This window comes from Ruegeria sp. AF1, assembly GCF_056542125.1.
Window position 1 is genome coordinate 23,947 of sequence record NZ_JBQFZG010000001.1, and the last position, 26,491, is coordinate 50,437.

Sequence of the window (26,491 nt, forward strand, 5' to 3'; positions counted from 1 at the left end):
CATGGCCGATCTGACGACTAACTTTCTGGGCATTTCCAGCCCCAACCCTTACTGGCTGGCCTCTGCGCCGCCGACGGACAAAGAATACAATGTTCGTCGCGCGTTTGAGGCCGGATGGGGCGGTGTTGTGTGGAAGACGCTGGGGTCCGAGGGACCGCCGGTCGTAAATGTGAACGGCCCGCGGTATGGCGCGATTTACGGTGCCGACCGCCGTTTGCTGGGACTGAACAATATCGAACTGATCACCGACCGCCCGCTTGAGGTGAACCTCGAGGAAATGGCGCGGGTCAAGTCCGACTATCCGGATCGCGCCCTGATCGCTTCGATCATGGTGCCCTGCGAGGAAGAGGCCTGGAAAGCCATACTGCCGCGCGTGGCCGAAACCGGCGCGGACGGAATCGAATTGAACTTCGGTTGCCCGCACGGGATGAGTGAGCGCGGTATGGGGTCCGCCGTGGGGCAGGTGCCGGAATATATCGAGATGGTCACGCGTTGGTGCAAGCAATACTATGACCGTCCGGTCATCGTGAAACTGACACCGAATATCACCGACATCCGGAAACCCGCGGCGGCGGCCAGAAATGGTGGCGCGGACGCGGTGTCGCTGATCAACACGATCAATTCGATCACCAGCGTCAATCTTGACACGTTCAGCCCCGAACCCTCGATTGATGGCAAGGGCAGCCACGGAGGGTATTGTGGCCCTGCCGTGAAACCGATCGCCCTGTCGATGGTGTCCGAAATCGCACGGGCCGAGGCGACGCATGGCATGCCGATCTCGGGCATCGGGGGTGTCACCACATGGCGTGATGCGGCCGAGTTTATTTCGCTGGGATGTGGCACGGTGCAGGTCTGTACCGCTGCGATGACCTATGGGTTCAAGATCATCGATGAATTGACAGCAGGCCTGTCGGAATGGATGGATGAAAAGGGGTATACCAGCATTGATGAGGTGATCGGACGCGCGGTGCCCAATGTCACCGATTGGCAATACCTGAACCTGAACTACATCGCCAAAGCCAAGATCGATCAGGACCAGTGCATCAAATGCGGCCGGTGCTATGCCGCCTGTGAAGATACCAGCCATCAAGCGATTTCAATGTCGGATGACCGTGTGTTCGAGGTAAAGGATGACGAATGCGTCGCCTGTAACCTCTGCGTTGATATCTGCCCGGTCGAAGGCTGCATTTCGATGGTGCCGATGGCGGCGGGTGAAATCGATCCGCGCACCGGGAAAGAGGTTCAGCCGACCTACGCGAACTGGACCACGCACCCGAACAATCCGATGGCCAAAGCAGCGGAATGATCGAGACAGGGAATATCCCTGAGGGGCCGCTGACGCGGCCCCTGAGTTCATGGTGTCAGGAGCTTTCGGTACAGCGTATCGACAAAGGGTTCTGCACCCTCAAACGGGTTTTCGTCGCCCAGAATTGCCCGCACCTGAACGTCGAAATCGGCATAATGCTGCGTCAGCGCCCAGATCGAAAACATCAGATGATAAGGGTGCAGCCGCGTGATTTTGCCCTGATCCATCCAGTTAGTGAGAATGGTGACCTTTTCGTCAACCAGTTGTTTGAGATCATTGGACAAAGCATCGTGAATGCGGGGCGCGCCTTGCACAAGCTCATTGGCAAAAAGGCGGCTTTCCCGTGGTAGCTCCTGACTCATTTGCAGTTTCCGGCGAATATAGGACAGCATTTCCTCCATCGGATCACCGGTCTCATCCAGATCGTGCAAGGGCGCCAGCCAGGTTTCCAGCAAGCCCGAAAGCAATTCGGTGTGGATCGCCTCTTTCGACGCGAAATAGTAGAGGAGATTGGGTTTGCTCAACCCCGCCTCGGCGGCAATCTGATCGACGGTCGCCCCACGAAACCCGTGTGCGGAAAACACATTCAGGGCAGCCTCGAGAATCGCGGCTCGGTTCTTCTTCTGGATACGAGTCGGTGCGCGGTCTTTCGGCATGATTTCAGTGTGTCTCTTTTTTCGTCGGATAGGCACGGATTACACTGAAATTTCAGGCTTTGCCGCGCAATTTCTTGACTGATACCGAACCCGTGATAGCGTGAGTTTGACCAGTTGGTCAAATCAAGACACCAATAGCGAGCAAAATCGCAAGCAAACAGGGAATAAGACAATGGCAGCTCCGGCGCAGAATCTCAGGATCAATGGCGACAGGTTGTGGGACAGCCTGATGGAGATGGCTAAGATCGGTCCCGGTGTTGCGGGGGGGAATAACCGGCAAACTCTGACTGACGAAGATGCCGAAGGCCGCGCCTTGTTCCAGAAGTGGTGTGAAGAGGCTGGATGCACCATGGGTCTGGACCAGATGGGCAACATGTTTGCGCATCGTGAGGGCACCGATCCGGACGCTTTGCCGGTCTATGTGGGATCGCATCTGGATACGCAGCCGACCGGTGGAAAATATGACGGTGTGCTGGGCGTTCTGGGCGGGTTGGAAGTTATCCGAACGCTCAACGATCTCGGGATCAAGACAAAACACCCCATCGTGGCGACCAACTGGACCAACGAGGAAGGGACGCGATATGCGCCTGCCATGCTGTCGTCCGGTGTCTTTGCAGGAATGCACACGCAGGCTTGGGCGTATGACCGTGAAGATGCCGAGGGAAAGAAATTCGGGGATGAACTGAACCGGATCGGTTGGCGCGGCGAAGAAGAAGTCGGCGCGCGCAAGATGCGCGCTTTCTTTGAGTTGCATATCGAACAGGGCCCGATCCTTGAAGCTGAAGGCAAGGATATCGGCGTCGTTACCCACGGTCAGGGTCTGAGCTGGACACAGATCACGCTGACCGGAAAGGATGCCCATACCGGTTCGACCCCGATGCCGATGCGCAAGAATGCCGGGCTGGCGATGGCGCGCATTCTTGAGAAAGTGGACGAAATCGCCTGGTCTCATGCACCGCATGCGGTTGGTGCTGCGGGGCATATTGACGTTTTCCCGAACTCGCGAAATGTAATCCCCGGAAAAGTCGTTTTTACGGTCGATTTCCGCTCGCCCGAGCTGGAGGTGATCACCGACATGGAAAACCGCCTGCGGGTGGCGGCGGAAGATATTGTCGAAGAAATGGGCCTGCAGATCGAATTCGAGAAAGTCGGCGGTTTCGATCCGGTTAAATTCGACGACGATTGCGTGTCTGCCGTGCGCGATGCGGCTGAGAGGTTGGGCTATTCGCATACCAACATCATCTCGGGCGCGGGGCATGATGCCTGCTGGATCAATCGTGTGGCCCCGACCGCCATGGTCATGTGCCCCTGTGTCGACGGACTGAGCCATAATGAGGCTGAAGAGATCAGCAAGGATTGGGCAGCAGCCGGGGCAGATGTCCTGCTGCATGCCGTGGTCGAGACTGCCGAAATCGTGGAATAGGGGGCGCTGCCCCCGTCGCCCATTGGGCGACTCCCCCGGGATATTTTTGGCCAGATGAAGCAAGCGGCGCAGACCGCATCAGGGAGTTCAAAATGAGTACTGTTATCAAAAACGGAACCGTTGTCACCGCGGATTTGTCTTACAAGGCGGATGTATTGGTCGAAGGCGGCGTCATCACCGGGATCGGGATGGGTCTGAAAGGGGATAGCGAGTTGGACGCGACCGGCTGTTATGTGATGCCCGGCGGGATTGATCCGCATACCCATCTGGAAATGCCGTTCATGGGCACCTATTCCAGCGACGATTTCGAAAGCGGTACGCGGGCGGCCCTGGCCGGGGGCACGACGATGGTTGTTGACTTCGCGCTGCCCAATCCGGGTGAAAGCCTGCTGGATGCCCTGAAGCGCTGGGACAACAAATCAACGCGGGCGAATTGCGACTACTCGTTCCACATGGCAGTGACATGGTGGGGTGAACAGGTATTTGACGACCTCAAGACCGTGATCGAGACGCGCGGCATCAACACGTTCAAGCATTTCATGGCCTATAAAGGCGCATTAATGGTGAATGACGATGAGCTTTATGCCTCGTTCAGGCGTTTGGCCGAACTGGGCGGAATCGCAATGGTGCATGCCGAGAATGGTGACGTCGTTGCCGAGCTGAGCGCCAAGCTGCTGGCCGAGGGGAACTCTGGCCCCGAAGCGCATGCCTATTCCAGACCACCGCAGGTGGAAGGTGAGGCCACCAACCGGGCCATCATGATCGCTGATATGGCGGGCGTGCCGCTTTATGTTGTTCATACATCCTGCGAAGAGTCTCATGAGGCCATTCGCCGGGCCCGAATGCAGGGCAAGAGGGTGTGGGGTGAACCGCTGATTCAGCATCTGACCCTGGATGAAAGTGAATATTTCAATCAGGATTGGGACCACGCCGCGCGGCGGGTCATGAGCCCCCCGTTCCGCAATAAGCAGCACCAGGACAGCCTGTGGAATGGCCTGCAATCAGGGTCGCTGAGTGTTGTGGCAACCGACCATTGCGCCTTTACGACCGAACAGAAACGCTTTGGAGTTGGGGATTTCACCAAGATCCCTAACGGGACCGGCGGTCTGGAGGATCGGATGCCGATGCTGTGGACGCACGGTGTGAATACCGGGCGCCTGACACCCAACGAATTTGTAGCGGTGACTTCAACAAACATCGCCAAGATACTGAATTGCTATCCGAAAAAGGGCGCGATCCTTGTTGGAGCGGATGCAGATATCGTCGTATGGGATCCTGAGAAAACGAAAACGATCAGAGCCAGTACGCAGCAATCTTCGATCGACTACAACGTGTTTGAGGGCAAAGAGGTCAAAGGCTTGCCGCGCTTTACGCTGACCCGTGGACAGGTTGCGGTACATGATGGTGAAATCCGCACGCAGGAAGGCCATGGCGAGTTCGTTGCGCGCGAGGCAAATACGACCGTCAACAAGGCTTTGAGCGCGTGGAAAGAACTAACCGCCCCTCGGCCAGTTGAGCGGACGGGTATCCCGGCGACGGGGGTTTGATCCGTTGGGCCGCTATTTGGGCGGCCCCGGTACCACTCTTTTCAAGGCAGTAGAATGACCACTGAAAGCACGACCCAGCACGTCATCGAAGCAAGGCAGCTTGACCTCACCTTTCAAACCAATGACGGGCCTGTTCACGCGTTGAAAGACGTGAACCTGACGATCGACAAGGGTGAATTTGTTAGTTTCATTGGCCCCTCGGGCTGTGGGAAAACCACTTTCCTGCGCTGTATCGCGGCCTTGGAGTCACCGACCGGCGGGTCGCTGACTGTCAACGGAATGACAGCGGACGAAGCGCGGCGGAACAGGGCCTATGGGTATGTCTTTCAGGCAGCGGGCCTTTATCCCTGGCGCACCATCGCAAAGAACATCAAGCTGCCGCTTGAGATCATGGGCTATTCCGCGTCCGAGCAGGAAGAAAGGGTGAGAAAAGTCCTGGAACTGGTTGATCTTGAAGGGTTCGGTGGAAAATTCCCATGGCAGTTATCCGGTGGGATGCAGCAGCGCGCCAGCATCGCACGGGCCTTGGCCTTTGATGCTGATATCTTGTTGATGGATGAGCCGTTCGGCGCTTTGGATGAGATTGTGCGCGACCACCTGAACGAGCAGCTTCTGGCGCTTTGGGCAAGAACCGAAAAAACCATCGGTTTCGTGACACATTCGATTCCCGAAGCCGTATATCTGAGCACCAAAATTGTCGTGATGAGCCCGCGGCCGGGGCGGATTACGGATGTGATCGACAGCCCGCTGCCAAAGGAACGACCGTTGGACATTCGTGACACCCCAGAATTCATCGAAGTGGCCCATCGTGTTCGCGACGGGTTGCGGGCGGGGCATTCTTATGACGACTGATCCGGGGGCAGAAACCATCAGACGGGCCGTAGTAGGTGACGTGCCGGCTTGTGCCCGCGTGATTTACAATTGGGCCTCGCAGACGGACTGGATGCCTGATGAAATGCCGGTGGAGGAATTGGCGGCCTTGATCCGCGATGCGTTCGACAGCCGTGAGATCTGGGTCGCGGGTGATCCGGTTGATTGCTACATGTCCGTTGATCCGGCACAGAGTAAAATCGGTGCGTTGTATTGCAGCCGGACGGGGCTGGGAATTGGCAAGTGTTTCGTTGACAAGGCGAAGGAGGGTCGGACCCACCTTTGGCTGACAACACACAAACCCAATCAGGCGGCGCAGAGGTTTTACCGCCGTGAAGGGTTCGAGGTAACCGCCGAAGAACTGCCTGCACCGCCGGATACAGTGCCCGTCTTTCGTATGGAGTGGCACGCATGAAGCAGATCATCGCCGTCTTCACCGTCGTCGCCGTGATCGTTCTGTTCTGGTATGCCGCTTGCGTTCCAATGAACATCAAAGGGGTTTTGACCGAACTTGAACGTGGTGGAGCCGAGGTTCAGCCGCCCACCGCAAGCGCGCGCCGGGATCTGGGAGAGTTCGGTCTGGTTCTGGATAATTCGTTCGCGATTCCAGCAACTTGGGAGCAAGGCAAGCCCCGTTTGCCATCACCTCATCAGGTGGCGACTGAACTGTGGGATACAACTGTCCTGAAGAAAATCAACTCGAAAAGATCGCTGATCTTTCATGGGTGGGTGACACTCAGCGCTACGATGCTGGGCTTTGTCATCGGGACCGGGCTGGGAGTCTTGTTGGCCGTTGGGATCGTGCATAGCCGCGTGATGGATTTGTCGGTCATGCCATGGGCTATCGTGAGCCAGACGATCCCGATTATCGCTCTGGCACCGATGATTATCGTGGTCCTGTACTCGGTTGGGGTTCAGGGGATCATTCCCAAGGCGATCATCTCGGCTTATCTGAGCTTTTTTCCGGTTGTTGTAGGCATGGTCAAAGGGTTGCGCAGCCCTGACGCGATGCAACTTGACCTGTTGCGGACCTATAATGCCAGCCAATCCCAGGGGTTTTGGAAACTGCGCTTGCCTGCGTCGATGCCATACCTGTTCACCTCGTTGAAAATCGGTATTGCGGCATCGCTGGTCGGCGCAATCGTGGGCGAGCTGCCGACAGGCGCTGTCGCAGGATTGGGTGCTCGGTTGCTGGCAGGCAGTTACTATGGTCAAACCGTGCAGATATGGTCAGCGCTGTTTGCAGCAGCCATTCTGGCCGCGTGCCTGGTCGGTTTGCTAGGATTGATTGAACGGTCGGTTCTGAGGCGAATGGGGATGGCGCAATGATGTTGGTTGTCTTTGCTTTGCTGCTGTGGGCCTTCGGCTGGTGGTTGAACAGCCGATTGGCCAGTGGCCCGCAAGCCGACAGCCAGATGGTACGCTTCCTGGCACCGGTGATTTTTGGTCTGACCATCGTCGGAGCCTGGGAGCTGGTGGTCCGCGGGCTTGAAGTACCGCTGGTCATTCTGCCTGCACCCTCCGCCATAGCGGTGCGATTTGCAGGTAGCCTTGACATTCTTTGGGCCGACTTTGTTCAGACGATCCTGAAAGGCGCGCTCAGCGGATATGTCATCGGCTGTGGATCGGCCTTCCTTATAGCGATTGCTGTTGATCGGTGGGATTTCCTGCGTTTGGGGCTATTGCCAGTCGGGAATTTCGTCGCGGCTTTGCCTATTGTGGGGACGGCACCCATTCTGGTCATGTGGTTCGGGTTTGATTGGCATTCCAAAGCGGCGGTGGTCGTTGTGATGGTGTTCTTTCCGATGCTGGTCAACACCGTGGCCGGTCTGCGCGAGGCCACAGCGATGCAGCGTGACTTGATGGAAACCTATGCTGCAAGTTATTGGCAGAGCTTTCTGAAGTTGCGGCTGCCTGCGGCGATGCCTTTCATTTTCAATGGGTTGAAGATTTCGACAACTTTGGCTTTGATTGGCGCCATCGTGGCTGAATTCTTCGGATCGCCAACACTCGGTATGGGATTTCGGATATCCACCAGCGTCGGTCAATTGTCGTTGGACATGGTCTGGGCCGAAATCGTTGTTGCCGCTATCGCAGGTACGGCCTTTTATGGCCTGGTGGCGGGAATCGAAAAAGTGGTGACGTTCTGGCACCCCTCACAACGCGGATAAGACGAAGAAAATCAACAGACCCTGAAAATCGGGCGCAACAAGCAACTAGGAGAAATGAAGATGAACAAGCTATTCAGCGGGGCGGTTGCCGCCCTTGGTCTGGCAGCCAGTACGGCGCTGGCGGCGGATGAAGTGACACTGCAACTGAAATGGGTCACGCAAGCACAATTCGCGGGCTACTACGTTGCCAAGGACAAGGGCTTTTACGAGGAAGAAGGGCTGGACGTTACCATTCTGCCCGGCGGGCCTGACATTGCTCCGACACAGGTGATTGCGGGCGGCGGTGCTGATGTGACCGTTGAATGGATGCCTGCCGCTCTGGCCGCACGTGAAAAAGGGTTGCCGTTGGTGAACATCGCCCAGCCGTTCAAAAGCTCGGGCATGATGCTGACCTGCTGGAAAGATGCCGGTATTTCGTCGCCCGAGGACCTGAAGAACCGCACGCTGGGCGTCTGGTTCTTTGGCAATGAATTCCCGTTCATGAGCTGGATGAGCCAGTTGGGCATCAGCACTGATGGGAAAGGCGACAACGGTGTGGAAGTTCTGAAACAGGGCTTCAACGTCGACCCGCTGCTGCAACGTCAGGCGGATTGCATCAGCACCATGACCTACAATGAATACTGGCAGGTCATCGATGCCGGTGTCAGCCCGGATGAACTGGTGACCTTCAAATACGAAGACCAGGGTGTCGCGACGCTGGAAGACGGTCTTTACGTTCTGGAAGAAAATCTCAGCGATGCGGCGTTCACCGACAAGATGCAGCGATTTGTGCGCGCTTCGATGAAAGGTTGGAAATACGCCGAGGAAAACCCCGATGAAGCGGCAGATATCGTGCTGGAGAACGATGCAACGGGTGCGCAGACAGAAGAACATCAGAAACGCATGATGGGTGAGATCGCCAAGTTGACCGCAGGTTCGAACGGCGCTCTGGACCCGGCGGATTTTGATCGCACCGTTGGTACTCTGCTGGCCGGAGGTTCTGATCCGGTGATCACCAAAACACCCGAAGGGGCCTGGACGCATCAGATCACGGACGCTGCTCTGAACTGACGCCAACGGTTCATCTGACTGATAAAAAACGCGGTCCCAATCGGGGCCGCGTTTCGTATTCGGGATGTCGGAATTGTGTCTGTACTTGGCACCGAAATGAAGTAGTATTTCCCTGTAATCTAGCGCTTTCTGTACGAAACGTAGATAACTAGGAAGAAAATGCAGGAATTTTCATCAGAATTCAGCGCTGCGATCGCCTTGATCCTCGGGGGAGATTCTGAGCTGTGGGCAATTGTGTTGTTGTCTCTGAAAGTGTCCGTGTTTGCAGTGCTGGTTTCTGCTCTGATCGGAATGCCCGTGGGGGCTGCGTTGGCCGTCGCCCGGTTCGCCGGCCGCCGGATATTGATCGTCCTGATGAATGCACTGATGGGGTTTCCACCGGTTGTCGTGGGCCTGCTGGTCTATCTGACCCTGTCCCGTTCCGGTCCCCTTGGGGTGCTTGAGCTTTTGTACACTCCGACTGCCATGATCATTGCGCAGGTCGTTTTGGTCACCCCCATTGTCGCGGCTTTGACGCGTCAGGTTGTTGAGATGCTGGCTGAGGAATATTCCGAACAGCTGCGCTCCTTGGGTGTGTCACGGCTGGCCTCGGTGCCGGTTTTGTTGTGGGATGCGCGACTGGCACTTGTCACGGCCTTGCTTGCAGGTTTTGGACGCGCCATCGCCGAGGTGGGCGCGGTTATCATCGTTGGCGGAAACATCAATCATGTGACCCGCGTGATGACGACGACCATTGCGCTTGAAACGTCGAAGGGAAATCTGTCTCTGGCACTGGCGCTGGGGGCGATCCTGATCGGAATTGCAATTGCCGTAAACGCGATGGTCAGCGCGGTCAGTTTGCGGGCCGAACAGGAGGGGTTGCGCCATGCGTGACGTGACCTGTGACATGTCGAACTGTCTGACAGTTGAAAACTTGCAAATTCGCAGCAACGGCAAGGTTTTGCTGGATGTTCCTTCATTGGTTCTGGATGGTCCGGGGCCGACGTTGCTTCTAGGCCCCAACGGTGCGGGCAAAAGCCTGTTGCTGCGGTGCTTGCATGGCCTGATCTCGCCGGATCGCGGGGGGGTGGTGCAGGATGGAAACCCTCTGGGCGCCGCGCAGAAAGCGCGCCAAGCCATGGTGTTTCAGAGACCGGTTCTGTTGCGACGGTCTGTTGCTGCAAACCTGGGCTTTGTCCTCAAACGTCAGGGTATTGGGCGAACAGCAAGAAAGGCACGTATCACCGAGTTGCTGGCCGAAGGCGGGCTGGATGGTAAGGCCCGGCAATCCGCCCGATCACTGTCGGGCGGCGAGGCCCAGAGGCTGGCCATATTGCGTGCCTTGGCGCTGGAGCCCGAAACACTGTTTCTGGACGAACCGACCAGCGCCCTTGATCCCGGCGCGACACAGATGATCGAACGTATGGTTCTGCGCGCCTCTGCGCGGGGTGTACGGATCGTGATGGTGACACATGATATTGGTCAGGCCCGTCGTTTGGCCTCGGATGTGGTCATGATGCAGGGCGGTCTTGTGGTTGAACACGGTCCCGCAAAACAGGTTTTGGATACCCCGGTAAGCGAAGCATCGCGCCGCTACCTCGCGGGTGGATTGGTTACTTAAAAGATAAAACGGAGAGTATGATGTTCCGCGCAATATTTCGGGCAGCAGTGATAGCCCTTGGTCTGTCGGCAAGTGCGGCCAGGGCAGAGACTCCGTTCATTGTCGTTCAATCTACGACATCCACCCAGAACTCGGGGCTGTTGGACTATATTCTGCCGTGGTTCGAGGCCGATTCGGGCATTGACGTGCGCGTCGTGGCCGTAGGAACAGGTCAGGCAATTCGCAACGCAGTGAACGGTGACGGTGACGTCCTGCTGGTTCACGCCAAATCCGCCGAAGAGAAATTCGTCGCTGATGGATATGGCGTGGAGCGGAGGGACCTGATGTATAACGATTTTGTATTGGTGGGCCCCAAGGCAGATCCTGCCGGAATTCGCGGTGGTGCCGAAATTTTGAACGCTCTTGCTGCGATCGAAAGCGCTGAAGCCCCGTTTGCATCGCGCGGAGATGACAGTGGAACGCATAAGGCCGAGCTGCGGCATTGGTCTGCCGCGGGGCTGGATCCAACCGGCGCATCCGGAAGTTGGTATCGGGAAACCGGGTCGGGTATGGGGGCAACGCTGAATGTGGCCAGCGGCATGAACGCGTATACTCTGACAGATCGGGCGACGTGGCTATCCTTTGGTAACAGAGGCAATCTTGAGATACTGGTCGAAGGTGATCCGCGTCTGTTCAACCAATATGGTGTGATCCTCGTAAATCCCGAAAAGCATCCCCATGTGCGCGCTGCCTCTGGACAGCGGTTCATCGATTGGTTGACCGGGCCGGACGGGCAGGAGGCGATCGCCTCTTTCCGACTGGACGGTCAGCAGGTGTTTTTCCCCAATGCGCAATAAGCTGGCCTGCGGCCAGCCCCTGCGGGGCGAGTATTTTTGAAAAGATGAAGGCGCGGGTGGAAGCTCACCCGCTGGCCCCATTGTGGTGGATCGTGCCAAGACCAGACAGGTCATAGCCGCCGAATTCGCTTGCCCGCTGGGCGAATTGACCCGAGCGCAACAGGGTCAGCAGTTTCTGTATTGGCGGATCGAAGAAGGCCCGGCGCCAGATCGCGAGGTCCAGCCGCTCGGAATGAGTGGGGACAAAACCCAAGTTGTAGAGCCCGGCTAGGGCGCCAAGCCCAAAACCGGCCTCGGCCTTCCGGTCATGCAGGGCGATGGCCAGCTCTTCTTCTGTGCGTGCGCAGCCTGGTCGAATGTCCAGATCATCCCGGCTCAGACCGTGGGCATCAAGTTGGGAGTCAAACAGGCGCTGGCTTGCCGCACTGTCCTGACGTAGCATGACGGTGCGAGACTTGAGGTCGTCAAAAGAATTGATGTCGGATATGCTCGGGGCAAGAAGCAATCCACGCTCACGTCGGGCGATTTCAAACAGGATCACCGGGGCTTCGCCCAAAGTGTCAAGCAGGGATTCTTTGTTGAATCCGCCATTTTCGTGGATGTGCAGCACAGCGGCCTGCGCGCTGCGTTTGCTGAGCCTGATCAGCCCGTCAAAAGAACCGTCGTAATAGGTGGCCAGCCCCGATCCACTTTCACGTAACGCCCAGTCCAGCAAGGGATCGTGGCTGCCCGCTATGATCGGGGGCAGGGGCGGTTCGGCGACCTGAGGACCGGATCGCGACGCGTTGAGCCAGGCAATGATCTCGGCCCGCGGAAACAACAGCTTACCCATGGCGCGCACGCACGGTATTTCGCCTGACGAGGCAAGGTCATAGGCCTTCCGCTCGCCAATGCGCAGCAGATCGGCCAGTTCACGGGTGGTCAGATATTGCGGCATTCAGTCGAGGCGCACGGCGGTGCCGGATGTTGTGTCAGCGGTACTGAATCCGATTTGTTCCAGCACAAACGGGGCTGCGCCTGCAATAACGACCATCGCGGCGACGGCGGCGAGAAAGGCTTTCATGGGCTCCTCCGGTTCAGTTCCGGTCAGTTGTTGCGCGACGCAGAAAAGCGATAAGATCCTGGCGATCCTGTGCTTTGGCAATCCGCTGCATCGGCATTTTCGACCCCGGAATGTAGTGGTCTGGCCCTTCGTCGAAAAGGGCATTTATCGTTTCGTCATTCCAAATGATATCAGAGCCTTGCAATGTATCCGAGTACAAATATCCGCGAACTGTGCCGGCCGGACGTCCAAATACACCGTGCAGGGTGGGGCCTGCACGTCGTGCATTATCGGAGGACAGGCTGTGACAGATCGAACATTTGCGCGCAAACTGGCGTTCTCCGTTGTCCATCTCATCAGGATTTTTCAGGAAACTCGGTTCTGCCGAGGCCATCTGGTGTTGGCCGGACAACGCGTCCACAGGCCAGCTGTACATCGCCTCGTCAAGTCCGCCCGCATGGATGCTTTTACCGTCTGCGGAAAATGCCAAAGCCCAGACCGGACCGCGCAACGTGGCGCGAAAATCCTGTGCAATGCGCCAATCGACGGTGTCGATGACCATAATATACCCTTCGCCATCGCCTACGGCCAAGAGTCTCCGATCCGGGCTGAGTGCAAGGGCAAGGATCGGGCGGCGGTCCAGTGTGAAGTCGCGCTCTTCCCCGGTGGCAAGGTCAAGGATACGCGTAACACCGTCAACCGCACCATAGGCGATCCAGTTATCCTGTGCATTCAGGGCCAGTTCATTGATGCCGAACCCGTGCTCGACCAGACGCCTTGTTTCCTGCCTGCTGGATACATCCCATAGCCGCAAAGCGCCGTCGACGCCCGCCGAATAAAGCTGCGTGCCGTCAGGTGAGAATGCGACCGCGTTTACGCCACTGCCAGTCGGTCCAAGCCGCGCGGGTTCTGTGCCATCGACAGGCCACAGGCCGATTGTTCCATCCCAGCTGGCCGTGGCAATAAGGGTTTCTGACGTGGCAAGGCCGACAATCTTGCCCTTGTGTCGGCCAATGACTTCACCGCTGGGCCATTTGCGCAGGGTGAAATCGTCCCCAGCAGAATAGAAAGCGGAGCCGTTGAACGCGACTGCGTTCACCGCCGCTTCGTGCCCTTCGAACCAATCTGGCTTTTGCCCGGTCCAAAGACCCACAGAGTTGTCGAAACTGGCTGTTGCGATGCGACCGTCTGGCGCGGTGGCAATGCCCATAATGGGGCCGCCATGCCCTTTCAGTGTAAAGAACTCTGCCACGGCAGGCAGGGGCACCAGCGCCAGCGCCAGAACCAGCCCACGCATCTATTCAGCGGGTGAGGCGGCTGCTTTGCCAGCCTCTTTTTCCTGCACCTCTTCCAGCCAGAGCGAGTGATGCTCGCGCGCCCATTGTTCCTCGACCTCGCCGGTTCCCATGGCGTCAAATGCGCCCTCCATACCGACCGAGCCGAGATAGATATGCGCAACGATGATCGCGATGAACACATAGGCAATCATGACATGCCAGACTTGGGCGAATTGCATCTCTTCCTGCGGTGACATCTGCACCGGCAAGGTCAGACCCAGCGCCTGAGGAACGCCCGTGGCGTTTGCGACCGAGAAGGTCTTGGCGAACAGGGGCAACTCGAACGGAAACAGCAGTGATAAGCCGGACAGACTGATTGACACGCCCAGCAGGATGCAGGCCCAGAAGATGATCTTCTGCCCCGCATTGAATTTCCGGGCGGGCGGGTGGTTGCCCTTGGTGAACAGGCCCCCGCCAGCGGCCAGCCATTTCAGGTCAGTGCGGTTGGGGATGTTATGAGCAATCCAGTTCACCGTGACGATGATCAGACCCAGCATAAAGGCCCAGGCCAGATTGTTATGCAGCCACTTGCAGCCTTGTGCGATGGTGGCGAAACCTTCCTTGCCGAAGACCGGGATCAGGAAGTCGCGGCCATAGAGCGTGAGCAAACCAGTAATGCCGAGGATCAGGAACGATCCTGCAAACAGCCAATGGCCAAAACGTTCAATCCCGTTGAAACGGGTGACTGTGCGGCCCGTTTTCTCTCCATCGATGTGGATTTTCCCACGGATCAGGAAGAACAGCAAAATGATGCCCAACATCCCGGCGATGATGTAAGTGCCATATTCGCGCAGCGGTCCAGTGCGGAAATTCAGCCACCACATGCCACCATCCTGTATCAACACGCTAGCAGCGGGGCCGTTTGACGACACGGTCACATCGGCCGAACCATAGCGCAACGCACGGTACACATCGCTGTTCGATGCAACACCACGGGTGCCAAGCTGCCCCATCAGACCCTCGACATTGCTCTGGCCGGTATTGTCGGAGCGATAAGCGTTATCCACCTTCTCACCACGTTGCCGGGCGAGGATGTCTTCGAGGGTCGTCGCTCCGCCGGTTCCCGCCCTTTCAGGTATGGCGGTGCTGTCATCGGTCGTTTGGGCGGCACCCGAAAAGGTAAGCCCAAGGGTGAACAGAAAAGCGATGAGAAAGCGGAGCATCTGAACCTCGGTCAAATTCCAAGATCGGACAACCCGCGCTGAGCGGGTTGTCCATTGCTTTGTGCAGACAGCGGCTTAGCCGTCTTTCTGGTCGTAGGCAGTACCCCAGCCCCAGGCGCCCGAGCCGAAACCGCGCGCCACGACGCGTTCACGGTAAACAGCCGACACCACGTCGCCGTCACCGGCAAGCAGGGCCTTGGTGGAGCACATTTCGGCGCAGATGGGCAGTTTGCCCTCGGCGATCCGGTTGCGACCATATTTGGCGAACTCTGCGGTCGAGTGGTTTTCTTCGGGACCACCAGCGCAGAACGTGCATTTGTCCATCTTGCCGCGTGAACCGAAATTGCCCGCCTGCGGGTATTGCGGCGCGCCAAACGGGCACGCGTAAAAGCAATAACCGCAACCGATGCACAGGTCCTTGGAGTGCAGGACAACACCTTCTTCGTTCTGATAGAAGCAGTCGACCGGGCACACCGCCATGCAGGGTGCGTCCGAACAATGCATACAGGCCACCGAGATCGAGCGTTCGCCCGGGTTGCCGTCATTGATCGTCACCACCCTGCGGCGGTTGATACCCCAAGGTACCTCATGCTCGTTCTTGCACGCGGTTACGCAGGCGTTGCATTCGATGCAGCGTTCAGCGTCGCAGAGAAACTTTGCTCTAGCCATTAATCGTCCTCCTTACGCTGCCGAGATCTTGCAGAGAGTACACTTGGTCTCCTGCATCTGGGTCACTGAATCATAGCCATAGGTCTGGGCGGTGTTGGAACTTTCGCCCAGAACATAGGGGTCAGCACCGGCGGGGTATTTGTGCCGCAGATCCTCGCCCTGGAAATGGCCGCCAAAGTGGAAAGGCATGAAGGCGACACCGGCACCAACCCGATTGGTCAGCATCGCCATCACCTTGACCTTGCCGCCTTCCGGACCTTCGACCCAGACCTGTTGTCCGTCCCGAATGCCAAGGTTGTTGGCATCGCGCGGGTTGATCTCGACGAACATATCCTGCTGAAGTTCAGCAAGCCATGGGTTAGACCGGCTTTCGTCACCACCGCCTTCATATTCGACCAGACGACCAGACGTCAGGATTATCGGGTAATCCTTTGAAAAATCGTTCTTTTGGATCGAAGCATAGAGGGTGGGCAGGCGATAGGAGTGCCGATCCTCGTAGGTCGGATAGTCCGCCACCAGATCACGCCGGTTCGTATAAAGCGGCTCGCGATGCAGTGGGATCGGATCCGGGAAGGTCCAGACGACCGCGCGGGCCTTGGCGTTCCCGAAGGGCGCGCAGCCATGCTTGATCGCCACCCGCTGGATACCACCTGAAAGGTCGGTTTTCCAATTGGTCTCGGGGCCTGCAACGGCATCGATTGCAGCGCGTTCTTCAGCCGTCAGGTCACCGTCCCAGCCAAGATCCATCAGCATCTGCATCGTGAATTCAGGGTATCCGTCCTGAATTTCTGATCCAACGCTATAGACCCCTTCGGCCAGCAGGTTGTCGCCATCGCGTTCCACACCGAACCGGGCGCGGAAGGTCAGGCCACCTTCGGCCACCGGTTTGGACATGTCATAGAGGTTCGGTGTCCCCGTATGACCCATCTCAGCGGTTCCCCAGCAGGGCCACGGCAGACCATAATATTCGCCGTCGTTTGGTCCACCAATGGCCTGCAGCGTGGTTCTGTCGAACGTGTGCTGATTGGCCATATGGCTTTTCAGACGTTCCGGCGACTGCCCGGTATAGCCGATGGTCCAGAGGCCCGAGTTGAACTCACGCGTGATGCTTTCAACATTCGGGGTCTCGGGGTCTTCCATCTCGATATTGCGGAACAGGCGATCCGCCCAACCGAACTTATTGGCGAACTTGGCCATGATGACCTCGTCCGGCAGGCTTTCGAACAGCGGTTCTACGACCTTGTCACGCCACTGCAGCGAGCGGTTTGACGCGGTGACCGAACCTCGGGTTTCGAACTGCGTACAGGCGGGCAAAAGATAGACGCCATCGGTGCGGTCATGCAGAACAGCGGAAACGGTGGGATACGGGTCGACCACGACCAGCATGTCCAGCTTTTCCATTGCCGTTTTCATTTCCGGACCCCGCGTTTGCGAGTTCGGCGCGTGACCCCACAGAACCATGGCACGGACATTGTTGTCCTGATCCATGTTCGCAGGGTCTTCCAGAACACCGTCGATCCAGCGGGATACCGGGATACCGCTTTCATTCATCAGCGGTTTGTCCTTGCCGTCTTTGCCCTTGATCGTGGCGAACTGGCCCTTCAACCAATCCAGGTCTTCACCCCAGACGCGGCTCCAGTGGCCCCATGCGCCCGCGGACAGGCCGTAATAGCCGGGCAGGGTATGGGACAATACACCAAGGTCTGTCGCGCCCTGCACGTTGTCGTGGCCGCGGAAGATATTGGTGCCACCACCCGAGGTACCCATATTGCCCAGCGCAAGCTGAAGCACGCAATAGGCGCGGGTGTTGTTGTTGCCGTTGGTGTGCTGTGTGCCGCCCATGCACCAGATGACCGTGCCGGGGCGGTTGTTGGCCATGGTTCGGGCAACACGTTTCAGTTGCGAGCCAGGCACGCCGGTGACGCGTTCTGTTTCTTCAGGCGTCCATTTGGCCACCTCATCCTGTATCTGGTCCATGCCCCAGACACGGGTGCGGATGAATTCTTTATCCTCCCAACCGTTGTCGAAGATGTGCCACAGGATGCCCCAGATCAACGCAACGTCTGTGCCCGGGCGGAAACGGACATATTCATCCGCATGGGCCGCGGTGCGCGTAAATCGCGGGTCGCAGACGATCAGCGGTGCGTTGTTCTGCTCTTTCGCGCGCAGAACGTGCAGCAGAGAGACAGGGTGCGCTTCAGCCGGGTTGCCGCCGATGATGAAGATGGCGCGCGAGTTGTGGATGTCGTTATACGAATTGGTCATGGCGCCGTAGCCCCATGTATTCGCAACACCCGCAACCGTGGTCGAGTGGCAGATACGGGCCTGATGGTCCACGTTGTTCGTGCCCCAGTAGGCGGCGAATTTGCGGAACAGATAGGCCTGTTCGTTATTGTGCTTTGCAGAGCCCAGCCAATACACGCTGTCGGGCCCGGATTCTTCGCGGATCGACATCATGCCATCGCCGATCTCGTTGATCGCCTCTTCCCAGCTAATGCGCTTCCACTCGCCGCCTTCCTTTTTCATCGGATATTTCAGTCGGCGTTCACCATGGGCGTGCTCGCGAACCGAGGCCCCCTTGGCACAGTGTGCACCCAGGTTGAACGGGCTATCCCAGCCGGGTTCCTGCCCGACCCAGACACCGTTCTGCACTTCGGCAACGACAGTACAGCCGACCGAACAGTGGGTGCATACGGATTTGATGTTTTCAACGGCCTGTTTGGCCGCCGTCTGGGCACTGGCTGGCGTCACGGTTCCACCTGTGGCGCTGATCGCGGCAAGGCCGCCGATCGTCAGGCCCGAGCCACGCAGGAATGCGCGGCGATCGACGGTTTTCTCGCCGACCTGGGACAGGATACTTGTCCGCTGGGGGCGTCTCGCAACCCCGTTGGTCTTTTTCCTAAGCATGTCTTTCCTCCCTTGCGCGCCGTGTAAGCCACGGCTGGCTTGGTACTGCTGAAGCCGACGTCAGGGCCAATCGCAACCGTCTGTCGGGTGTGAAAGCGTCCAGTCCTAGAACCGGGTGCTCTCGATGTATGCGCGTGTATGCGCAGTATCCTGAATGCGGGTTTCGTCGGCCGGCAGCGCGGCGGCTTCGGCCTTCCCGGTCAGGCTGGCGGCGGCAACGGCAGCGGGTGCTGCGGTTCCGGCCAGTTTGAGGAAGTCACGGCGGGTGGCGCCTTCTTCCTTGGTCTTGCTCATGGGAACCTCCTTTCCCAATTGCGGTTTGGCGCCCATAGGACACCGGCGATGTGCGGGTTACCCCGCCGTCATCCGGAACGCTTCGCGCTCGATCTCCATGAACACCCGACCGGCAGTGCCGACGGATGCATAAAGAACCGAGTTCTCGGCTGCTTCCAAATCCGAATAGAAATGCGTGGCCCAGGGGCCGATATGCTTGCTCCAGAATGCCTTTTGGTCATCCAGGGATGCCGGGCTGCCAAAACGCCCGACGATCATTCCGGCCATCATCTCCATCAATGAGGCGATGTTATCTTCGGGCTCGAACACGTTTTGGGCACGTGTGATCCCGCGAACCGCCATGTCATTGCGCAGCTGAGCCAAGGGTTTCTCGTTCAGGAAGCCCGTCAGGTAGAAACTGGCGTAAGGCAGCAACTCACCCCGGCCCAATCCGATGAATAACGCATTGAATTCCCGTTCGGCAGCGGCTGGCTTGGTGACCTTGGCAACCCGCGCCATGGATTGAATGGCCTTGCCGAGATCCGTGTCATCTCCGACCAGACCAGCCATTTGGTTCAGCAACATCTGGTCCGGAGGACCTGCCAGTAACAGACCCAGAAAGTTATAGAAATCCGCGCGCAGGCGATCCTCGGCTGAAACATCCAGAGTGTGCGCGTCACTTGCGGTCATTCGGTCATCCTTCAAATTCAAATGTCATTCGACGTGGATACGGGGGACGGTCGACTTCTTCCGGCTCTTCCACCTGAACCACTGAAACCGGCTGTGGCACGGGATCGGGGTCAACCGGCACGACCTCAGGTTCAGAGAGCGTATCAGTTTCGATTTCGTTTACTTCTGTTTCTTGTGCGTCGGCGGCCAGTGCTTCGACATGCGCCAGCATGCCTTTTCCAACCTGATAGGCGGTTTGGATGTTTTCGATCACGCAGGCCGCATCGGTATAGTCCTCGCCGTAATCGACCAGCCCGTCGACATTGGCTAGAACAGGGTTCAACCGCCACAGCCGACGCAGGGCGCGGCGCCGCAGGCGATCAGGCACTGCCTTGGACATAAAGCCCGAAACATCATCGCCGGGTCCGAGGGTATCCGGATTGGGAAGGTTGAATTCGGCCAAAATCTCGGCGTCACTCTTTTCTTCAAGTTCTGTGTGATGTGCTGCGATCACCCGTTCTTCGAGGGCCATCGCCTCGGCTTCAGCTTCGGCCTGAACGGCTGCCTTCCGGCGCGACCAGAAATCACGCCGCTCTGTCATTGCAGCACCCGTCTCGGCGAGCGGTACACGTCCGATACCTGCCGGATACGCGCATCACCTTTACCGTCTTCAACCAGATCCGTCCGCTTCTTGTCGCGACGGCGCTTGACGAACACTTCGTGCTGGTGATGTTTCTGGGTGAAATCCCGCACCCAGGCGATCAGCCCTTCGGTCATCGGGATTTTCTCGACAATTTCTTCGCCGGTATCTGCGTAATCCTGCCCCTGGAACGGAGAAGCGGTGATCAGAACTGCATTCAGCGGCGTGTCGCCCTTCAGCTCATTCCGCAGTACAAGATAGATCGAGGGCTGCCCGTCCGACAGGTTGACCAGATAGGCTTCGGTCTCGTCCGCCCAAAGAGTCAGAGGAAGGGTGGCAGCGTGGTATTCGACCGCCTCGCCTTCGCGGCGCAGTTCCTGCCAATCGGCTGGCCCTGCACCAGGCAACACGGCGACCGCGCGCCAGTTCCAGCGGGCCCAACGCGTGACCCCGGGTGTTTTGCGCACAATGACGCCAACCGGCATGTCGATCTGGCTTGCGGCCTTGGCCACTGGATCCTCCCCGAAAGGCTCTCCCCTGCCTTTCCACGTCCACTATGGTACACAAAATAGCCACGTGCCAAGCCCGTGCGTTAATACTTTGGTCGTATTCCCGGTAGCGTCTTCGTGATCAAAGCCTGAGAAGGCTTTTGTTTTATGGGATTTTGCCGCGAAATTCTGCCCGGCGCCCTGCACGCTGCGCAGGGTTGAAGTTGCTTCATCGGGAATGCAGCCTAAAGTGCAGAGGATCGGGACTGCTTCCCGAGGGAGGGGACATGGGCACGAAACTTTTGCTCTGCGATTGCGCGGGAACTCAGGCGCTGGATACTGACAGGATCGAAAGCGCCTGCGGAATTTCCTGTTCAAAGGTGCATACCGCGCTTTGTACAAAAGAACTGCAATCCGCTGCGGCCTCGATGCAAGAGGGCGATATCGTCATCGCCTGTCTGCAAGAACAAGAGGTGTTCCGGTCGCTTGCCGAAGATATGAATATCGAGACCCCCGGCTTTGTCGACCTGCGGGATCGCGCTGGGTGGTCCGATCAGGGCGCGGATGCGACGGCCAAAATGGCTGCCTTAGCCGCCGAAGCGTTCCTGCCGCAACCCGTGACGCCCAGCGTTGATGTCATCAGCGAAGGCACGTGTTTCATCATGGGTCCGGGCACCGTTGCCTTTGGACTGGCGGAAAGGTTGGCCCGGACACTGGCTGTAACCGTTCTGGTCACAGATCAGGCTGAGCCGGACTCTCGGGCCTTCGACGTCATTCGGGGACAGTTGCGGTCTGTTTCGGGTGCTCTGGGTGGGTTTTCTTTGCGTCTGGACAATGTGCAGCAAGTGGTTCCCGCAGGCAGGGGTGCTTTCAATTGGACGGAACCAAGAGATGGGGCGCAATCGGCCTGCGATATCATTGTTGATCTGACGGGGGGCACGCCCTTTGTGCAGGCCCCGGCCAAGCGCGAGGGGTACTTGCGGGCTGATCCCAAGGATGCGGTTTCTGTAGAAAGTCTGGCTTTCGACGCCGCCCAACTGGTCGGAACATTCGAAAAACCCCTGTACGTGCGACTGGAAGAAACACTTTGCGCCCATTCGCGGGCGGAACAGGTCGGGTGCTCAAACTGTCTGGATATCTGCCCAACCGGTGCAATCACGCCCTCGGGCGAGCATGTAGCGATTGATCCGATGGTCTGCGCCGGGTGTGGTGAATGCGCGGCGGTCTGCCCGTCGACGGCGATAACCTATGAAGATCCACCTGTTTCGGCCTTATTATCACGGATGCACACTCTGGCGCGCACGTACCGAAGGGCAGGCGGTATCGCACCCCGGTTGCTTGTGCACGACGCCCACGGGGCCGAAATGATAAGGCTTGCAGCAAGGTTCGGGCGGGGATTGCCTTCGGATGTTATCTCGCTGGAATTGAAAGTGATATCCGGGTTCGGTCATTCGGAAATGCTGGCCTCACTGGCTCATGGATTTGCGCGTGTGGATGTGCTGCTGGCACCGACGACCGAGCGGGATGCGCTGGATCGCGAACTTGAACTGGCACGTGCCATAGCCAGTTCGGATGGGATCGGGCTGATTGAGGAGGTGGACCCTGATGCGATGGCAGACTTGCTGTATGCGCAAAATGTCCCCGAACCGTTGGCAGATCCGGTCTTGCCACTTGGCAACCGCCGACAAATCGCGCGACTGGCCGCACAGGCCCTGAATCCGCAGGCCAAAGCCCCGCTGCCATTGCCTGAAGGTGCGCCTTACGGTGCCGTTGCAGTGAATACTGACAGTTGCACGCTCTGTCTTAGTTGTGTGTCTCTGTGCCCGTCCGGGGCTTTGATAGATAACCCTGACAAGCCCCAGCTGAACTTTCAGCAGGATGCGTGCCTGCAATGCGGAATGTGCAAGACGATCTGCCCCGAAGATGCGATCACCTTGGTACCACAACTGGACCTGAGCGATGCTGCCTTGTCTCAGCAGGTCCTGAACGAGGAGGAACCATTTGCCTGCGTCGAATGCGGGGCTTTGTTTGGGGTGAAATCAACCGTTGAACGGATCATGGAAAAGCTTTCGGGCACGCACCCGATGTTTGCCTCAACGGAACAGGCACGGATGATCCAGATGTGTGACAATTGCCGGGTGAATGCTCATTTCCAGCAGCAGGACAATCCGTTCCAGTCAAAACCAAAGCCTCGGGTCGTTACCACCGAGGATTACTATTCGGATAGAAAGGATCACTGAAGCTTTAGCGGCGAGCCCAGATCTGCGGCGTCAATGCGCGAAACAAATGCCAGGATGGCTTCAAGATCGTCCAACGTCATCTTGACCGGGTGAATTGGGGATGGTCGCTCGGGATCAAAGGGGGGTGTCAACCCGTCGATCTGCGTGAATGCGGGGTGGGGATTGAGGGCAAAGAACGCCTCGAACCGTTCCGACCAATCCGGCATCGCGCGCAGAACCGCGAAAGAGGGGGTTGAGCCAAGCCCGCTCATCCGGTTTCGGGGGCCAATCACATGACATCGACCACAATGGGTCATAGATAGTTCTTCGCCCAGTACGGTGTTGCCATCCAGGGTATCGTCCGACTGGGTGAATGTGGGATCAAAGCCGGTGCTGAACGGTTCACCCACCGCAGGAAGAAAACCTTCGACAGTGCGCTTGCCGATATCTGATTGCAGCCAGTCGCGAAACCGGATTTGACGATTATCACCTTCGATCCGCAGGTGATAGACCACTCCACCACGGGCAAAGACAGGATCACCGGGCGGCGCGGTTTCCAGCACCATGGCACCGGCATCATCTGCGACAACGCGTATCCCGGTCTTGAGAGAGAAGCGAGGAAGGATATGTTGCAACAGACCGGAGTCTTTAACCTCTGCCGGAGCCGCAAGGCCAATCGCCTCCTGCGACAAGGAGGGGGTGGCGGTGAGCGTCAGGCTCAGGCACAACAAGACAAGGCGCATGGTTTAGCCTAACTATGAAGGCTGCGATGCGTCAAATGAACAGAAAGAGACGGAGACACATGCAATGAGCGGCGACCAATACATGTCGACACGCACGCCCCTGTCGGCGGGGCACACCAAGGAGAGAACAGCATGAGTGTTCGTGACGCGGTTCTGGCGAACCTGAAAAAGATCACCGATCCGGTTTCGGGTCAGGACATTGTCAGCGCGGGCATCGTGCGCGCGCTGAATGTTGAGGGCGACACGGTTCGCTTTGTTCTTGAGATTGATCCGAAGCATGCCGACAAGATGGAACCTGTGCGCGCAACAGCTGAGAAGGCTGCGCAGATGGTTGAGGGCGTTGCAAATGTATCGGCCCTGATGACTGCGCATTCCGATAAGGCGCCGCCGGATTTGAAGCCGAAACCCAAACCATCCCAAACTGGACCGCAGGCCGTTCCCGGTGTTGACCGGATCCTCGCGGTTGCTTCTGGCAAGGGGGGGGTGGGCAAATCCACCGTGTCGGCCAATCTGGCCTGTGCACTGGCCGCAGAAGGGCGGCGCGTGGGTCTGCTGGACGCGGATGTTTACGGGCCGTCGCAGCCTCGGATGTTGGGCGTCTCGGGCCGCCCGGCCAGCCCCGATGGCAAGACGATCCTACCGCTGCGCAACCACGGCGTCACCATGATGTCGATGGGGTTGATGACCAACGAAGGGCAGGCGGTTGTCTGGCGCGGGCCGATGCTGATGGGGGCGCTGCAACAGATGATGAGCCAGGTGCAATGGGGTGCCCTGGACGTGCTGATCGTCGACCTGCCGCCCGGCACCGGTGACGTGCAACTGACGCTAAGCCAGAAATTCAAGGTGGACGGCGCTATTGTCGTCTCGACGCCGCAGGACGTGGCGCTGATTGATGCCCGCAAGGGGATCGACATGTTCAATCAGCTCAAGACACCTATTGTTGGGATGATCGAAAACATGTCCACGCATATCTGTTCGAACTGTGGGCACGAAGAACATGTTTTCGGTCATGGTGGTGTCAAGTCTGAGGCCGAGGCGATGGGCGTGCCGCTGCTGGGTGAAATCCCGTTGCATCTGGACATTCGTGTAGCCGCAGACGGGGGCGCGCCAATTGTGGTCAGCAAGCCAGACAGTCCTCAGGCCGAGGCTTTCCGCAAGATCGCCCGCGACATGATCACCAAAGGCACCGCATGAGCCAACCGGTCTTTCCCCCTTTGTTGACGGGTCACCCGGTTCAGGGTGGGGAAGACCCGTTTGAACGGGCCCAGGCTATGGCGGCTTTGGGCTGCGATGCGGGGGCGGTTGTTTATAACATTCAGGCCGATTACCTGCGTGTCGCGATCGTATTTGCGCCCGAGGTGCCACTGCGGGACGCGATGGCGATGCTGCCGCTTTGTGCTGTCGGGTTTCAGAATGCGCTGGGCGCTCTGGCCCCGCCTGAAGTGGCGGTGCATCTGGAATGGGACGGTGTGATCTGTGTGAATGGCGCGAAATGCGGTGTGTTCCGCGTTTCGGCATCCGGGGAAAACGCGGAGGAAGAACCGGATTGGCTGATTGTCGGCTGGGAGCTCGCATTGATGCAAACCAGCACCGCGCCCGGCGAGACACCGGATGTCACAGCCCTTTATGATGAAGGCTGCGCCGAGGTGTCGGCCACGCAACTGGTCGAAAGCTGGTCACGCCATATGCTGACCTGGCTCAACCGCTGGCAGGAGGATGGCAACGCGCCGCTGCATGCCGAATGGATGGGCCTGCTGCGTGGGGTAGGTGAGCCACGGGTCGATGGCGGTGTATTCCTTGGAGCGGATGAGCGGTTCGGAATGCTGATCCGCGACGGGGTCAACACCCGTTTGCGCCCGTTGACGGAATTATTGGAGAACGGACGATGAAACTGGCCCGCGCCATCCATTTCGATGAAAGCGACATGAACGTGTTTCATTCTCCGGCACGTACGGGCGAATGGTGCGTTTCGGGCGGGTTCGAGTTTTCGAACTGGAGCGGCGCGGATCTGGAAGGTAAGGCGCGTCAGGCTTTTGCGAATGGCTGGCTGGGGCTGGAAACCTTTGGCCGGGTGACATTTGTGGCGGTAACCCAGATCGAAGCCGCTGAAAGGGATCAGGTCACCCGCAACTTGGCAGAACACTTCGTGCAGTATTATGGAGCGCCCTCGGTCGAAGCCGCATTAGGCGTGGCACAGGCTGAGATTGATCACATGTCAGATCTGTGTGAAGACCATGCCGCCAACACGCTGCTGACCGTCGCCAGAGAATTATCTGAGACAGGAGTGCACGAATCTTTTCGTGTGATCACTCCGCAAGACGCACAGCTAGAGGTGCTGGCGGTGCATGGGTCTCTGGACGACTAGAAAGGGTCTACAAACCCGCCGAACTGACCGCGCTTGAAGATCAGACCCTTGCCAGTGCGGTACATGACCTGATCCACATGACCGACAATGATCAGATGATCTCCGGCCTCGTGCCGGGCATGCAAACGGCAGTCAAACCGAGCCAGGCAATTGGCCAGCTGCGGGCGATCAGCCTCGTCTGTCGTCCACTCGGCATGGGTGAAATCCACACCGTCGCGTGCAAATCTTAGCGCCTGATCCTGTTGATCCTGAGCCATGACGTGGATCGAGTAATGCGTGCAGGTGCTGAACGTATCGAAGCGGTTTGACTCTCTGGCCAGGCACCACAGCACCAGCGGCGGGTCCAGGGACACCGACGCAAACGAGTTTACGGTGATTGCACGTGGGCCGTCTTCGGTTTGCGCAGTGATCACGGTGACACCCGTTCCGAAACATCCCAGAGCCTCACGAAAGGCGTGGCTTTGATCCGGGGTTGGTGTGAAAATCTTTTCCGTCATATCGCGCGCGTGTTCCTTGG

28 protein-coding genes are annotated in these 26,491 nt (G+C 58.1%); 15 read left to right on the forward strand and 13 right to left on the reverse strand.

The genetic code is table 11. From position 1 onward, the window contains the following. Position 1: 1 nt before the first annotated feature. The gene (preA, locus tag ACR0BK_RS00115; RefSeq protein WP_480553268.1) at positions 2-1,306 is read left to right on the forward strand and encodes an NAD-dependent dihydropyrimidine dehydrogenase subunit PreA; all 1,305 of its coding nucleotides are present in this window, start codon (positions 2-4) and stop codon (positions 1,304-1,306) included. Between the two features lie 47 nt (positions 1,307-1,353). On the opposite strand, the gene ACR0BK_RS00120 is transcribed toward preA, so the two are convergent. After that, positions 1,354-1,962: a TetR family transcriptional regulator C-terminal domain-containing protein gene (locus tag ACR0BK_RS00120; RefSeq protein ID WP_480516692.1), complete on the reverse strand. Its 609-nt coding sequence runs from the start codon at positions 1,960-1,962 to the stop codon at positions 1,354-1,356. Positions 1,963-2,134: 172 nt separating this feature from the next. On the opposite strand from ACR0BK_RS00120, the gene ACR0BK_RS00125 reads away from it, so the two are divergent. The 10 genes from ACR0BK_RS00125 to ACR0BK_RS00170 all read left to right on the forward strand — a co-directional run bounded on the left by ACR0BK_RS00125 (position 2,135) and on the right by ACR0BK_RS00170 (position 11,459). Continuing rightward, positions 2,135-3,385, forward strand: a complete 1,251-nt coding sequence (locus tag ACR0BK_RS00125) for a Zn-dependent hydrolase (protein WP_480516694.1) — start codon at positions 2,135-2,137, stop codon at positions 3,383-3,385. A 92-nt stretch (positions 3,386-3,477) separates the two neighbouring features. Then, positions 3,478-4,932, forward strand: coding sequence for a dihydropyrimidinase (hydA, locus tag ACR0BK_RS00130; protein ID WP_480553269.1), 1,455 nt, complete (start codon positions 3,478-3,480; stop codon positions 4,930-4,932). A gap of 54 nt (positions 4,933-4,986) precedes the next feature. Then, positions 4,987-5,784: an ABC transporter ATP-binding protein gene (locus tag ACR0BK_RS00135; protein WP_480553271.1), complete on the forward strand. Its 798-nt coding sequence runs from the start codon at positions 4,987-4,989 to the stop codon at positions 5,782-5,784. After that, positions 5,774-6,217, forward strand: a complete 444-nt coding sequence (locus ACR0BK_RS00140) for an N-acetyltransferase family protein (protein WP_480553273.1) — start codon at positions 5,774-5,776, stop codon at positions 6,215-6,217. The genes ACR0BK_RS00135 and ACR0BK_RS00140 overlap by 11 nt, the downstream gene beginning before the upstream one ends. Further along, positions 6,214-7,131, forward strand: coding sequence for an ABC transporter permease (locus ACR0BK_RS00145; protein WP_480553275.1), 918 nt, complete (start codon positions 6,214-6,216; stop codon positions 7,129-7,131). The genes ACR0BK_RS00140 and ACR0BK_RS00145 overlap by 4 nt, the downstream gene beginning before the upstream one ends. Then, positions 7,128-7,973 carry an ABC transporter permease gene (locus ACR0BK_RS00150; protein WP_480516704.1) on the forward strand — a complete coding sequence of 282 codons (846 nt, stop codon included), beginning with the start codon at positions 7,128-7,130 and terminating at the stop codon, positions 7,971-7,973. The genes ACR0BK_RS00145 and ACR0BK_RS00150 overlap by 4 nt, the downstream gene beginning before the upstream one ends. 60 nt (positions 7,974-8,033) lie before the next feature. Next, positions 8,034-9,023 carry an ABC transporter substrate-binding protein gene (locus ACR0BK_RS00155; RefSeq protein WP_480553276.1) on the forward strand — a complete coding sequence of 330 codons (990 nt, stop codon included), beginning with the start codon at positions 8,034-8,036 and terminating at the stop codon, positions 9,021-9,023. A gap of 159 nt (positions 9,024-9,182) precedes the next feature. Next, entirely contained in the window at positions 9,183-9,896 is a 714-nt protein-coding gene (locus ACR0BK_RS00160; RefSeq protein ID WP_480553278.1) for an ABC transporter permease, read from the forward strand. Beyond that, the gene (locus ACR0BK_RS00165) at positions 9,889-10,623 is read left to right on the forward strand and encodes an ATP-binding cassette domain-containing protein (RefSeq protein WP_480553280.1); all 735 of its coding nucleotides are present in this window, start codon (positions 9,889-9,891) and stop codon (positions 10,621-10,623) included. The genes ACR0BK_RS00160 and ACR0BK_RS00165 overlap by 8 nt, the downstream gene beginning before the upstream one ends. Positions 10,624-10,643: 20 nt before the next feature. After that, entirely contained in the window at positions 10,644-11,459 is an 816-nt protein-coding gene (locus ACR0BK_RS00170; RefSeq protein WP_480553281.1) for an ABC transporter substrate-binding protein, read from the forward strand. A 64-nt stretch (positions 11,460-11,523) separates the two neighbouring features. On the opposite strand, the gene ACR0BK_RS00175 is transcribed toward ACR0BK_RS00170, so the two are convergent. The 10 genes from ACR0BK_RS00175 to ACR0BK_RS00220 form a co-directional block, all read right to left on the reverse strand. Beyond that, positions 11,524-12,396 carry a substrate-binding domain-containing protein gene (locus tag ACR0BK_RS00175; protein WP_480553282.1) on the reverse strand — a complete coding sequence of 291 codons (873 nt, stop codon included), beginning with the start codon at positions 12,394-12,396 and terminating at the stop codon, positions 11,524-11,526. Further along, the gene (locus tag ACR0BK_RS00180) at positions 12,397-12,522 is read right to left on the reverse strand and encodes a hypothetical protein (protein ID WP_480476664.1); all 126 of its coding nucleotides are present in this window, start codon (positions 12,520-12,522) and stop codon (positions 12,397-12,399) included. Between the two features lie 13 nt (positions 12,523-12,535). After that, positions 12,536-13,798: a c-type cytochrome gene (locus ACR0BK_RS00185; protein WP_480516708.1), complete on the reverse strand. Its 1,263-nt coding sequence runs from the start codon at positions 13,796-13,798 to the stop codon at positions 12,536-12,538. After that, a complete protein-coding gene (locus ACR0BK_RS00190; protein WP_480516710.1) occupies positions 13,799-15,001 on the reverse strand; it encodes a formate dehydrogenase subunit gamma in 1,203 nt (400 codons plus the stop codon). A 75-nt stretch (positions 15,002-15,076) separates the two neighbouring features. Beyond that, entirely contained in the window at positions 15,077-15,670 is a 594-nt protein-coding gene (gene fdh3B / locus ACR0BK_RS00195) for a formate dehydrogenase FDH3 subunit beta (protein WP_209504177.1), read from the reverse strand. Between the two features lie 12 nt (positions 15,671-15,682). Then, complete coding sequence (locus tag ACR0BK_RS00200; protein ID WP_480516712.1) at positions 15,683-18,577, reverse strand: formate dehydrogenase subunit alpha; 2,895 nt, start codon at positions 18,575-18,577, stop codon at positions 15,683-15,685. A 105-nt stretch (positions 18,578-18,682) separates the two neighbouring features. Continuing rightward, on the reverse strand, positions 18,683-18,871 hold the full coding sequence (locus ACR0BK_RS00205) for a ubiquinol-cytochrome c reductase iron-sulfur subunit N-terminal domain-containing protein (protein WP_480516714.1): 189 nt from the start codon (positions 18,869-18,871) through the stop codon (positions 18,683-18,685). A 57-nt stretch (positions 18,872-18,928) separates the two neighbouring features. Next, positions 18,929-19,540, reverse strand: coding sequence for a TorD/DmsD family molecular chaperone (locus tag ACR0BK_RS00210; protein ID WP_480476674.1), 612 nt, complete (start codon positions 19,538-19,540; stop codon positions 18,929-18,931). Positions 19,541-19,544: 4 nt separating this feature from the next. Further along, entirely contained in the window at positions 19,545-20,120 is a 576-nt protein-coding gene (locus ACR0BK_RS00215; protein WP_480553284.1) for a DUF3306 domain-containing protein, read from the reverse strand. Beyond that, positions 20,117-20,671 (reverse strand): DUF3305 domain-containing protein, encoded by a 555-nt coding sequence (locus ACR0BK_RS00220; RefSeq protein ID WP_480553285.1) that lies wholly within the window; start codon positions 20,669-20,671, stop codon positions 20,117-20,119. The genes ACR0BK_RS00215 and ACR0BK_RS00220 overlap by 4 nt, the downstream gene beginning before the upstream one ends. 263 nt (positions 20,672-20,934) lie before the next feature. Here ACR0BK_RS00220 and ACR0BK_RS00225 point away from each other — a divergent pair, with 263 nt between their 5' ends. Beyond that, complete coding sequence (locus ACR0BK_RS00225) at positions 20,935-22,887, forward strand: 4Fe-4S binding protein (protein ID WP_480553286.1); 1,953 nt, start codon at positions 20,935-20,937, stop codon at positions 22,885-22,887. On the opposite strand, the gene ACR0BK_RS00230 is transcribed toward ACR0BK_RS00225, so the two are convergent. Then, entirely contained in the window at positions 22,881-23,609 is a 729-nt protein-coding gene (locus tag ACR0BK_RS00230) for a hypothetical protein (protein ID WP_480553288.1), read from the reverse strand. The two genes, ACR0BK_RS00225 and ACR0BK_RS00230, sit on opposite strands and share 7 nt — an antisense overlap. A gap of 132 nt (positions 23,610-23,741) precedes the next feature. Here ACR0BK_RS00230 and ACR0BK_RS00235 point away from each other — a divergent pair, with 132 nt between their 5' ends. The 3 genes from ACR0BK_RS00235 to ACR0BK_RS00245 are packed head-to-tail and all read left to right on the forward strand — an operon-like array spanning position 23,742 to position 25,974. Beyond that, positions 23,742-24,803 carry an Mrp/NBP35 family ATP-binding protein gene (locus ACR0BK_RS00235; protein WP_480553290.1) on the forward strand — a complete coding sequence of 354 codons (1,062 nt, stop codon included), beginning with the start codon at positions 23,742-23,744 and terminating at the stop codon, positions 24,801-24,803. Continuing rightward, positions 24,800-25,498, forward strand: coding sequence for a biotin/lipoate--protein ligase family protein (locus tag ACR0BK_RS00240; RefSeq protein ID WP_480476686.1), 699 nt, complete (start codon positions 24,800-24,802; stop codon positions 25,496-25,498). Before ACR0BK_RS00235 ends, ACR0BK_RS00240 begins: the two co-directional genes overlap by 4 nt. Beyond that, complete coding sequence (locus ACR0BK_RS00245) at positions 25,495-25,974, forward strand: DUF6505 family protein (protein WP_480493367.1); 480 nt, start codon at positions 25,495-25,497, stop codon at positions 25,972-25,974. Before ACR0BK_RS00240 ends, ACR0BK_RS00245 begins: the two co-directional genes overlap by 4 nt. Here ACR0BK_RS00245 and ACR0BK_RS00250 read toward each other — a convergent pair. After that, complete coding sequence (locus ACR0BK_RS00250) at positions 25,971-26,471, reverse strand: flavin reductase family protein (RefSeq protein ID WP_480476690.1); 501 nt, start codon at positions 26,469-26,471, stop codon at positions 25,971-25,973. The two genes, ACR0BK_RS00245 and ACR0BK_RS00250, sit on opposite strands and share 4 nt — an antisense overlap. Positions 26,472-26,491 lie beyond the last annotated feature (20 nt).

Coding starts and splice junctions, on each gene's coding strand:
- ACR0BK_RS00215 (WP_480553284.1), bottom strand. CDS start 20,120: ATGACAGAGCGGCGTGATTTCTGGTCGCGCCGGAAGGCAGCCGTTCAG.
- ACR0BK_RS00235 (WP_480553290.1), top strand. CDS start 23,742: ATGAGTGTTCGTGACGCGGTTCTGGCGAACCTGAAAAAGATCACCGAT.
- preA (WP_480553268.1), top strand. CDS start 2: ATGGCCGATCTGACGACTAACTTTCTGGGCATTTCCAGCCCCAACCCT.
- ACR0BK_RS00125 (WP_480516694.1), top strand. CDS start 2,135: ATGGCAGCTCCGGCGCAGAATCTCAGGATCAATGGCGACAGGTTGTGG.
- ACR0BK_RS00205 (WP_480516714.1), bottom strand. CDS start 18,871: ATGAGCAAGACCAAGGAAGAAGGCGCCACCCGCCGTGACTTCCTCAAA.
- ACR0BK_RS00245 (WP_480493367.1), top strand. CDS start 25,495: ATGAAACTGGCCCGCGCCATCCATTTCGATGAAAGCGACATGAACGTG.
- ACR0BK_RS00145 (WP_480553275.1), top strand. CDS start 6,214: ATGAAGCAGATCATCGCCGTCTTCACCGTCGTCGCCGTGATCGTTCTG.
- ACR0BK_RS00200 (WP_480516712.1), bottom strand. CDS start 18,577: ATGCTTAGGAAAAAGACCAACGGGGTTGCGAGACGCCCCCAGCGGACA.
- ACR0BK_RS00225 (WP_480553286.1), top strand. CDS start 20,935: ATGGGCACGAAACTTTTGCTCTGCGATTGCGCGGGAACTCAGGCGCTG.
- ACR0BK_RS00185 (WP_480516708.1), bottom strand. CDS start 13,798: ATGCGTGGGCTGGTTCTGGCGCTGGCGCTGGTGCCCCTGCCTGCCGTG.
- ACR0BK_RS00170 (WP_480553281.1), top strand. CDS start 10,644: ATGTTCCGCGCAATATTTCGGGCAGCAGTGATAGCCCTTGGTCTGTCG.
- hydA (WP_480553269.1), top strand. CDS start 3,478: ATGAGTACTGTTATCAAAAACGGAACCGTTGTCACCGCGGATTTGTCT.
- ACR0BK_RS00135 (WP_480553271.1), top strand. CDS start 4,987: ATGACCACTGAAAGCACGACCCAGCACGTCATCGAAGCAAGGCAGCTT.
- ACR0BK_RS00190 (WP_480516710.1), bottom strand. CDS start 15,001: ATGCTCCGCTTTCTCATCGCTTTTCTGTTCACCCTTGGGCTTACCTTT.
- ACR0BK_RS00140 (WP_480553273.1), top strand. CDS start 5,774: ATGACGACTGATCCGGGGGCAGAAACCATCAGACGGGCCGTAGTAGGT.
- ACR0BK_RS00155 (WP_480553276.1), top strand. CDS start 8,034: ATGAACAAGCTATTCAGCGGGGCGGTTGCCGCCCTTGGTCTGGCAGCC.
- ACR0BK_RS00160 (WP_480553278.1), top strand. CDS start 9,183: ATGCAGGAATTTTCATCAGAATTCAGCGCTGCGATCGCCTTGATCCTC.
- fdh3B (WP_209504177.1), bottom strand. CDS start 15,670: ATGGCTAGAGCAAAGTTTCTCTGCGACGCTGAACGCTGCATCGAATGC.
- ACR0BK_RS00180 (WP_480476664.1), bottom strand. CDS start 12,522: ATGAAAGCCTTTCTCGCCGCCGTCGCCGCGATGGTCGTTATTGCAGGC.
- ACR0BK_RS00150 (WP_480516704.1), top strand. CDS start 7,128: ATGATGTTGGTTGTCTTTGCTTTGCTGCTGTGGGCCTTCGGCTGGTGG.
- ACR0BK_RS00210 (WP_480476674.1), bottom strand. CDS start 19,540: ATGACCGCAAGTGACGCGCACACTCTGGATGTTTCAGCCGAGGATCGC.
- ACR0BK_RS00120 (WP_480516692.1), bottom strand. CDS start 1,962: ATGCCGAAAGACCGCGCACCGACTCGTATCCAGAAGAAGAACCGAGCC.
- ACR0BK_RS00165 (WP_480553280.1), top strand. CDS start 9,889: ATGCGTGACGTGACCTGTGACATGTCGAACTGTCTGACAGTTGAAAAC.
- ACR0BK_RS00175 (WP_480553282.1), bottom strand. CDS start 12,396: ATGCCGCAATATCTGACCACCCGTGAACTGGCCGATCTGCTGCGCATT.
- ACR0BK_RS00240 (WP_480476686.1), top strand. CDS start 24,800: ATGAGCCAACCGGTCTTTCCCCCTTTGTTGACGGGTCACCCGGTTCAG.
- ACR0BK_RS00250 (WP_480476690.1), bottom strand. CDS start 26,471: ATGACGGAAAAGATTTTCACACCAACCCCGGATCAAAGCCACGCCTTT.
- ACR0BK_RS00230 (WP_480553288.1), bottom strand. CDS start 23,609: ATGCGCCTTGTCTTGTTGTGCCTGAGCCTGACGCTCACCGCCACCCCC.